General features: G+C 73.3%; 6 protein-coding genes. 2 read left to right on the forward strand and 4 right to left on the reverse strand.

Annotation, left to right across the window (positions count from 1 at the left end; all coding sequences use genetic code 11):
- Positions 1-1002: 1002 nt before the first annotated feature.
- Positions 1003-4200, reverse strand: a complete 3198-nt coding sequence (locus V1634_RS15890) for a glycoside hydrolase family 3 C-terminal domain-containing protein (protein WP_331208586.1) — start codon at positions 4198-4200, stop codon at positions 1003-1005.
- A gap of 90 nt (positions 4201-4290) precedes the next feature.
- Between V1634_RS15890 and V1634_RS15895 the strand changes: the two genes are divergently transcribed.
- On the forward strand, positions 4291-4602 hold the full coding sequence (locus V1634_RS15895; RefSeq protein ID WP_331208587.1) for a hypothetical protein: 312 nt from the start codon (positions 4291-4293) through the stop codon (positions 4600-4602).
- Positions 4603-4664: 62 nt separating this feature from the next.
- Here the strand turns inward: V1634_RS15895 and V1634_RS15900 are convergent, their stop codons facing one another.
- The 3 genes from V1634_RS15900 to V1634_RS15910 all read right to left on the reverse strand — a co-directional run bounded on the left by V1634_RS15900 (position 4665) and on the right by V1634_RS15910 (position 7747).
- Positions 4665-5474, reverse strand: a complete 810-nt coding sequence (locus tag V1634_RS15900) for an ABC transporter ATP-binding protein (protein ID WP_331208621.1) — start codon at positions 5472-5474, stop codon at positions 4665-4667.
- Positions 5475-5547: 73 nt separating this feature from the next.
- On the reverse strand, positions 5548-6612 hold the full coding sequence (locus V1634_RS15905; protein WP_331208588.1) for a FecCD family ABC transporter permease: 1065 nt from the start codon (positions 6610-6612) through the stop codon (positions 5548-5550).
- A gap of 4 nt (positions 6613-6616) precedes the next feature.
- Complete coding sequence (locus V1634_RS15910) at positions 6617-7747, reverse strand: FecCD family ABC transporter permease (protein WP_407951800.1); 1131 nt, start codon at positions 7745-7747, stop codon at positions 6617-6619.
- Between the two features lie 248 nt (positions 7748-7995).
- On the opposite strand from V1634_RS15910, the gene V1634_RS15915 reads away from it, so the two are divergent.
- Positions 7996-9021, forward strand: coding sequence for an iron-siderophore ABC transporter substrate-binding protein (locus tag V1634_RS15915; protein ID WP_331208590.1), 1026 nt, complete (start codon positions 7996-7998; stop codon positions 9019-9021).
- The last annotated feature ends 6 nt before the right edge of the window (positions 9022-9027 follow it).

Here is a 9027-nt window from a genome sequence, read left to right on the forward strand (position 1 = left end):
CGAGCTGGCCGACAGCCGGGACGGCCGGGGGGTCGAACTGGAACGGCGGGTGGTGCTCTCCCAGTACCTGACCGCGGTGCACTGCGCCGGGACGCTTCCCCCGCAGGAGACCGGCCTGATGGTGAACTCCTGGCGCGGCCGGTTCCATCTGGAGATGCACTGGTGGCACGGGGCGCACTTCCCGCTCTGGGGCCGGCCCGGCCTGCTGGAGCGCAGCCTCGGCTGGTACGCCGGCATCCTGCCGCGGGCCAGGGAGACCGCCCGCCGGCAGGGCTGTGCCGGGGCCCGCTGGCCCAAGCAGGTCGGCCCGGACGGGCGGGAGAGTCCGAGCCCGATCGGGCCGTTCCTGCTCTGGCAGCAGCCGCATCCGATCTTCCTCGCCGAGCTGGTCCGGCGGACCACCACCGACCCCGAGGCGGCGCTGCGCCGGTACGCCGACGTCGTCCTCGACACGGCGGCGTTCATGGCCGACCACCCGGTCCCAGGTGAGCGCGGCTACCAGCTCGGCCCGCCGCTGGTCCCGGCCCAGGAGTCGTACGCCGACGCCCGGGAGAACCTGACCAATCCCACCTTCGAGCTGGCGTACTGGTGCTGGGGGCTGCGGATCGCGCAGCGCTGGCGGGCCCGGCTCGGCCTGCCTCCGGAGCCGTCCTGGGAGCGGGTCGCCGCCAACCTGGTCCGGCCACACGTCCGGGACGGGGTCTACACCGCCGTCGACGTGCCGCCGTACACGGTGCGGGACGACCATCCCTCGATGCTGTACGCGCTCGGCCTCGTCCCGCCCACCGAACTGGTCGACCCGGAGGTCATGCGGGCCACCCTGCACGGGGTACTGGCCGACTGGGACTGGCCGTCGACCTGGGGCTGGGACTATCCGGCCATCGCGATGACCGCGACCCGGCTGGGCGAGCCGCGTACCGCCGTCGAGGCGCTGCTGCGACCCGAGGCGAAGAACGGCTACCTGCCCAACGGGCACAACCGGCAGACGGCCGCACTGCCGGTCTATCTGCCCGGCAACGGTGGGCTGCTGGCCGCCGTCGCGCTGATGGCCCGGGGCTCGGACGCGGACGCCGGCCGGTCGACGCCCGGCTTCCCGGACGACGGAAGTTGGACGGTCCGGCACGAGGGGCTGCACCCGATGCCCTGACCGGCTCGACCGGTGGCCGGGCCGATGCTGAACTCGCTGAGCCGCAGGCCGGCGTCGAGCCGCAGGTACACGTCCCGGACCCCGGTCGTGGCCGCCAGCGCCGCGTCGACGGTGGTGTACGCGTACCGGTCGCCGGTACTCGGCACGGTGGCCCGGCCGAGCAGCGGACCGGTCGGCGAGTCGAGGCGTACCTCGACGGTCGCGTCGCCCGGCGCGGAGCTGGCGGCCCGGACGGTGAGGGTGCCGGACCGGGCGTCGAGGGCGGTGCCGGTGAACGCGAGCCAGCCGCCGGAGCCGGCCCCGCCCTCGACGGCGGTGCCGCGCGGCTTCGACTCGTCCACCAGCAGGATGCCGGAGTGGTCGTCGAAGTTCTCCGCCCGGGTCGGCCGGGACAGGTCCCGGGCCGGGATCGTCTCGCCGTGCACCCGCAGCGTGCCGCGCTGCCGGATGTCGGTCGCGGAGGCGCCGACCAGCAGGTCGTGCTCGGCGGACTCGACCACCCAGCGGTTCCGGGTCACGTCCCAGTGGCCCAGGTCGGCGGCCCGGAGGGTGAACGTCACCCGCCGGGTCTGGCCGGGGGCGAGGGTGAGCCGGTCGAAGGCGCGGAGCTGCCGCAGCGGCATCCGGTCCCGGGACGTGCGTTGCCGGGTGTAGAGCTGCACCACCTCGTCCCCGGTCCGCCGGCCGGTGTTGGTCACCGCGACCGTCACCGTCACGGCGTCCTCCGGCTCGACCGACGGCGCGCTCACCCGCAGGTCCGCGTGGCGGAAACGGGTGTAGGAGAGGCCGTGCCCGAACGGGAAGAGCGGATCGCCCCGCCGGTAGAGGTAGGTCTGCCCGGACCGGATGATGTCGTAGTCGAGCAGGTCCGCCGGCAGGTCGGCGTCGGTGCGTGGCCAGGTCTGGCTGAGCCGCCCGCCCGGGTTGCGGTCGCCGAAGAGCGTGGCTGCCAGGGCGTGCCCGGTCTCCGGGCCGGCGTGGGTGGTCCAGAGCAGCGTCGCCGGCTCGGCCGCCAGGGTCACCGGATAGCTGGTCTCCAGCACCACCGCCGTGGCCGGGTTGACCGAGCTGACCGCCTCGACCAGCGCGGACTGGCCGGCACCGAGCGCCAGGCTGCGCCGGTCGGAGTTCTCCCGGCCGTAGACCAGCGGATGGCTGCCGACCACGACCACCACCGCGTCGGCCCGGGCGGCCGCCTCGGCGGCGGTGGCGGCGCCGCTTTCCACCACCTCCCGGTCGAACCGGGCGGCGGCGGCGCGGTCTCCGGTGCCGACCGCGCCGTCCGGGGAGACCGTCAGGTACCGGCCCGGGTACGGCCACCAGCTCTCGTTGGTCTCGTAACCCGCGTACCGGATGAGGTACGCCCCGTCCGGCTGCCGTTCCAGCGCGAACTGCTGCGGTACGAACCAGCCGCCGATCTCCGTCTCCGCGGTGTGGTACGGCCCCCAGTTGCCGGCGAGGTAGCGCCCGTTGCCGGCGTTGCGCAGCGTGCTGACGTCACCGGCCCAGTCGTTCTGGTCCCACCGCGCGGCGGCCGTGGCCGGACCGGGCGCCGCGACGACGTTCTGCCCCGGGGCGGTGCCGGTGGCGGTCAGGTACCGCCCGGTCGCCCGGTCCCGCAGCGCCACCCGGTCGAGCGCCTCGACGGCGGTCACCCTGGCCCGGTCGCCGAGCCGTTCCCGGATCCCGTCCAACGGTGTCACCCGGTACGGCAGGGCGCCGCCGTACCAGTCGCCGTGCAGCGCGTCGTGCAGCGGCCCGATCACGGCGACGTTCCGGACCCGGTTCGGATCGAGCGGCAGGGTACCGGCCGAGTTGCGCAGCAGCACCATCGCCCGCTCCGCCGCCTCCCGGTTCAGTCGCCGGTGCGCGGGACTGCCGATCACCTCCGGACCGATCCGGGCGTACGGGCCGCCGTCCGGGTCGAAGTGCCCGAGCCGGAGCCGGATCGACAGCACCCGCCGGACCGAGGCGTCCAGGTCGGCGACGGTGAGCAGTCCCCGGTCGAGCGCGGCACGCAGGGTCGCCATCATCGGTGCGGGCTGGCCGTCGTCCACGGTGAAGCTGTCCAGTCCCGCCCTGAGCATCGCCGCGTACGCCTCGGTCTCGTCGGCGTAGTAGCCCTGGAGCTGGGTCAGCGCGTGCGGCGCCCAGGCGTCGCTGACGTGGTAGAGGTCGCGGTCGGTCCAGGACCGGATCACCTCGGTGAAGTCCGGGTTGACGTGGCTCGGCCGTCCGTTGACCAGGTTGTAGCCGGCCATCACCCCGGTGGCGGCGCCGGCCGCGATCGCCGGCCGGAAGGCGGCGCCCTCGTATTCGTGGCGCAGCCGGGGTCGCAGGTTCGCCGAGGTGAGGCTCCGGTCCGCCTCCCGGTTGTAGGCCGCGTAGTGCTTGAGTACCGGCGCGGTCTTCAGCCGCTCGGGGTCGTCCCCGCTCAGGCCCCGGCCGTAGGCGGTGGAGATCGCGCCGGTCAGCAGCGGGTCCTCGGAGTAGCCCTCCTCGTTCTTGCCCCACCGGGGGTCGCGGAGCAGGTTCACCACCGGCGCCCAGACCTGGAGCCCCCAGACCGTCGGGTCGGCGGCGTGGTGGCCGCGTACCTCGTCGCCGACGGCGGCGCCGACCCGCCGGACCAGCTCCGGGTCCCAGGTGCTGGCCAGCCCGAGCGCCTGCGGGAAGACGGTGGCTCCGGTGGCGGTCACCACGTTCCAGTTGTCGTCGACGTCGTTGGACCAGGCCACCCCGTGCAGCGCCTCGGTGCCGGTCTTGAAGTAGTCGACGCCCAGCCGGGGGATCGCCGGCTGGGACTGGTGCAGCAGGGAGAGCTTCTCGTCCAGGGTCAGCCGGCCGAGGAGGTCGTCGATCCGTTGCCCGGCGGGCAGCCGGGGGTCCTGGAAGGGGAACCTTTCGACCGGGTCCGCGCCGGAGGTGCCGGCGGTGACCAGTACGCCGAGCAGCACCGCCAGCAGTGCCGCCGCGCCGCTGCGGGCGATCCGGCGCCCGTCGTGCGGCCCGGCGGGCGCTGCTGGCCCGGCTACGCCAGTGCCTCGTCCCATGCCGCCCCCGTCCATTGTGCTCACCCCGACCGACTTTGTTTAATTACCCAACGATCTCACCATCGGTGGGACGGGGAAAGGGGAGGATCAATGAGGAGTTTCGCCACCAGGATGGCGGTGCTGGTGCTCGTCGGGGCAGGGGCGGCGGTCGGGGTCGGTGCCGCACCGGCACAGGCGGCGCAGGCCCGGCCGTGCAGCGCGGACGGTCTCAGCCTGTACGGCCGCTATCCCGTCGAGCACGACCAACGGATCTACCAGTGCGCGCCGGACCCGTTCACCCCGCGCTGGGTGCTCTCCGAGACCTGCCCGGCGGGTACCCGGCCGGCGACCACGCTCACGCCGTACTACCCGGGCAGCAGCACCGGGCCGTACCTCGCGACGACGACCTGCGTCAGCGGGTGACCGTCTCCGGCTGACCAGGGCGGTGGCCGCCGGAGGTCCGTCACCGGTCGACGGAGGACCGGTCAGGCGCCGGCGGCCACCGGTACCAGTGGGCGGGGGTGGTGCCGGCTGGTCGGGATCACCAGCGGGGTGCCGGTCAGCGGGTCGAGGCTCACCTCGCAGCGCACGTCGAAGACCTCGTCGACCACCTCGGCGGTGACCACGCTCGACGGGGCGCCCTGGGCGACGATCCGGCCACCCTTCATCGCGATCACGTGGTCGGCGTACCGGCACGCCTGGTTGAGGTCGTGCAGCACCATCACCACGGTCCGGCCGTCCCGCCGGTTCAGGTCCACCACCAGGTCGAGTACGTCGATCTGGTGCGACAGGTCGAGGAAGGTGGTCGGCTCGTCCAGCAGCAGTACCGGGGTCTGCTGGGCCACCGCCATGGCGATCCAGGCCCGTTGCCGCTGCCCGCCGGAGAGTTCGTCCACCGGCCGGTCGGCCAGCTCGGTGACCCCGGTCGCGGCGAGCGCTTCGGTCACCGCCCGTTCGTCCTCCGGCGACCACTGCCGCCACCAGGTCTGGTGCGGCGAGCGGCCCCGGCCCACCAGGTCGAGCACGGTCAGGCCGTCCGGGGCGACCGGTGCCTGCGGCAGGATCCCGACCTGCCGGGCCACCTGCCGGGTGGGCATGGAGTGGATCGCCCGGCCGTCGAGCTGGACGCTGCCGGCCGTCGGGTTGAGCAGCCGGGCCAGCGCCCGCAGCAGGGTGGACTTGCCGCAGGCGTTGGCGCCGACGATCACACTGATCCGGCCCGCCGGTATCACCAGGTCGAGGTCGTCGACGACCACCCGTTCGCCGTACGCCAGGCGCAGCCGTTCGGCCCGCAGTTCGGGCTGGTCGGCGGCGCGGCGCGGCGGGGCGTCGAACACGGTGTCGGCGATGGTCAGATCCACGGTCACGTCAGCCTCCAGAACCGGCGCGGTTGGCCCGGACGAGCAGCCAGAGCAGGAACGCCGCGCCGAGCGCCCCGGTGACCACGCCGACCGGCAGGTCGACGTCCGGGATGATCCAGCGGGCCACCAGGTCGCTGGCCGAGACCATCAACGCCCCGGTCAGCGCGGACACCAGCAGCGGCGGGGCGGAGAGCCCCGACAGCCGCTGGGCGATCTGTGGTGCGGCCAGTGCCACGAAGAGCACCGGCCCGGTGGCGGCGGTGGCGAACGCGACCATCGCGACGCCGACCACCACCAGGCAGAGCCGGGCCAGTTGCACGGGCGTGCCCAGCCCCTGGGCCACCTCGTCGCCGAGGTGCAGGGTCCGGGTCCACCGCCCGAGCAGCATCCCGGCGGGGAGCAGTAGCAGTACGGCGACGGAGAGTGGACCGACCGTCTCCCAGCCACGACCGCTGAGGTTGCCGACCAGCCAGCCGAGCGCCGCCTGTGCCTCGGCGAGCTGGGCCCGGGTCAGCAGGTAGTCGGTGGCGCTGGCGCACATCCAGGAGATGGCGATGCCGACCAGCACGATCCGGTAGCCGGTGGCGCCCCGCCGCCAGGCCAGCAGGTAGATCAGCGCGGCGGTGACCAGCCCGCCGGCCAGGCCCAGCGCCGGCAGGCTCAGCCCGGCGCCGCCGAGCACGATGGCGGCGACGACGGCGGTGGTGGCACCGGCGTTGATGCCGATCATGTCCGGGCTGGCCAGCGGGTTGCGGGTGATGGTCTGGAAGATCGCCCCGGATACCGCGAACGCGGCACCGGCGAGTACGGCGGTCAGCGCCCGGGGCAGCCGCAGCTCCCGGACGATGAAGACCTGACCCGGATCGCCGGAACCCCAGAGCGCGGGGACCACCCGCAGCGGGCTGACCGGGTAGTCGCCGGTGGCGATGCCGACACAGAAGACCACGAACGCCAGTACGGCGAGCCCGAGGCAGCAGATCAGCACCCGCCACCGCAGTACGCCGGAGACCGGTGGCCGGCTGATCCGGAACGGGGTACGGCCGCCGGTGCGGCGCAGGTCGAGGAGGGTCATCGGGTCAGAGCTCCGCGAGCCGGCGGCGCCGGACCAGCATGATGAAGAACGGGCCGCCGATGAACGCGGCGATGATGCCGACGCCGACCTCGCTCGGCCGGGCGATGACCCGACCGAGGATGTCGGCCAGCAGCAGCAGGCTCGGCGCGAGCACCATGGTGAACGGCAGCAGCCAGCGGTGGTTCGGTCCGGTGATCAGCCGGGCCACGTGCGGCACCACCAGGCCGACGAAGACGATCGAGCCGGCGACCGCGACCGCGGCTCCGGCGAGCAGGGTCACCGCCAGGGTGCCCTGGAGGCGTATCAGTCCGACCCGGCGGCCGAGCGCGGCCGCGACGTCGTCGCCGAGGGCGAGGCTGTTCAGCGCCGGGGCGGAGGCCAGCGCGAGTACGGTGCCGACGGCCAGGAACGGCAGCAGTTGCCCGATGGTGCCGAAGTCCGGTCCGGAGAGCGAGCCGGCCGCCCAGAACCGGTAGCGGTTGAGCGCGTCCGGGTCGCGCAGCACGACGGCGCTGGTCACCGAGTTGAGCAGGAAGGTCATCGCCACCCCGGCCAGCGCCACCTTGACCGGGGTGGAACCGCCCCGGCCGAGCCCGCCGAGCAGGTAGACCACCACGCTGGCCAGCAGGGCACCGGCGAAGGCGAACCAGATGTAGCCGTAGAGCGTGGCGATGCCGAACCAGGCGATCGCGAGGACGATGCCGAGCGCGGCACCGGCGGTTACGCCGAGCAGGCCCGGATCGGCGAGCGGGTTGCGGGTCAGCCCCTGCATCAGCGCACCGGAGAGGCCCAGTGCCATCCCGACCAGCAGGCCGAGCACGGTGCGCGGCAGGCGTACGCCCCAGACGATCGCCTCGATCTGCGGGTCGGCGGTGCGCGCGCCGGCCCGGTCGAGCAGGGTCTGCACCACCTGGTCCAGCGGGATCTGCCGGCTGCCCACCGCGACGGAGAGCACGGAGAGGACGATCAGGACGGTCGTGGCGACCAGGAAGAGCCCGACCGGACGCCTGGATCGGTGACCCGTCGCCCGGGCGGGCGCGGGTCGGCTAACCGGTGTTGCCTGGTCGGTTGTCACGCGGTCCTCGGGTTTCTTCCGCCGAAGTGTGTCGGGGGCTTCGCTTCTTAGGGTAGGTATACCTTAGTTCACGGCTTCGATGGATGGGGAGGTCCGATCCGGCGAGCCTGTTGAGGTTAGGTAAGGATTACCTTACTATCACGGTCATCGGAACCGCCGAAGGTGCCGTGCCCCAGGTCCGGGCAGTCGTCGCCCGACGTCGCGCGACCACATTCCGAGCCGGCGCGGAGCGCCGGACCCCTACCGAGACCGATTCCGCCCGGCCGCCGAAGGCGCGACGGGACCCGAGAGAGCCCGAAGAGGAGCCGATGTCCACGACACCTGCCCGCACGACGCGTCCACGGCCGCTGGCCCGACTCACGGCGGCGCTGACCGTCCTCGTGGTCGGCCTGGCCGGTTGCGGCGGTGGCGACGACGGCGCCGAACCCGCGCCCTCCGCGAGCGCCGCCGGCACCTTCCCGGTGACGGTCGAGCACAAGTACGGCAGCACCGAGATCACCAAGGCGCCGACCCGGGTGGTCACGCTCGGGCTCAGCGACCAGGACCCGGTGCTCGCCCTCGGCGTCGTACCGGTCGGCGCGATCGACTGGTTCCTGGAGCGGCCGTACGGCAAGTGGCCCTGGGCGCAGCCGCTCTGGGGCAGCACCCCGCCGGAGATCGTCGGTGAGCGGGACGACTACAACCTCGAAAAGATCGCGGCACTGCGACCGGATCTGATCATCGGGCTCTACTCCGGGATGACCCAGGAGCAGTACCAGAAGCTCTCCCAGCTCGCCCCGACCGTCGCCCAGCCGAAGGGCTTCGCCGACTACGCCGCACCCTGGCAGGAGATGACCCGGCAGGCCGGCCGCGCGCTCGGCAAGCCCGAGCAGGCCGACAAGCTGATCGCCGACGTCGACGCCCGGTTCGCCAAGGCCCGGCAGGAGCACCCCGGCTTCGCCGGCAAGACCGTCGCGGTGGTCGACCCGTACGAGGCCGGCAAGTACGCGGTCTTCGCGCCGAGCGACCCGAAGGTGGTCTTCATGACCCAGCTCGGCTTCAAGGTGCCGGAGAGCATCGTGCAGGCGGTCGGCAAGGAGTACGCCGCCGAGATCGGCTCCGAGCGGCTCGACCTGGTCGACGTCGACAAGCTGCTCTTCCTCACCTCCGACGCCAGCGCCGAGCCCCGGGTCAAGGCGGACAAGGTCTACGCCACCCTCGAGGTGGCGAAGCAGAACCGGGCGGTCTTCCTGCCGTACGAGAACCCGCCGATCGGTGGCGCCCTCTCGTTCAGCACCGTACTCAGCGTCCCGTACGCGCTGGACCAGATCCTGCCGCTGCTCGGCGACGGCTGACCGCCG

Source organism: Plantactinospora veratri, assembly GCF_036421995.1.
Taxonomy (GTDB): Bacteria; Actinomycetota; Actinomycetes; order Mycobacteriales; family Micromonosporaceae; genus Plantactinospora; species Plantactinospora veratri.

Coding starts and splice junctions, on each gene's coding strand:
- V1634_RS15905 (WP_331208588.1), bottom strand. CDS start 6,612: ATGACCCTCCTCGACCTGCGCCGCACCGGCGGCCGTACCCCGTTCCGG.
- V1634_RS15890 (WP_331208586.1), bottom strand. CDS start 4,200: ATGGGACGAGGCACTGGCGTAGCCGGGCCAGCAGCGCCCGCCGGGCCG.
- V1634_RS15895 (WP_331208587.1), top strand. CDS start 4,291: ATGAGGAGTTTCGCCACCAGGATGGCGGTGCTGGTGCTCGTCGGGGCA.
- V1634_RS15915 (WP_331208590.1), top strand. CDS start 7,996: ATGTCCACGACACCTGCCCGCACGACGCGTCCACGGCCGCTGGCCCGA.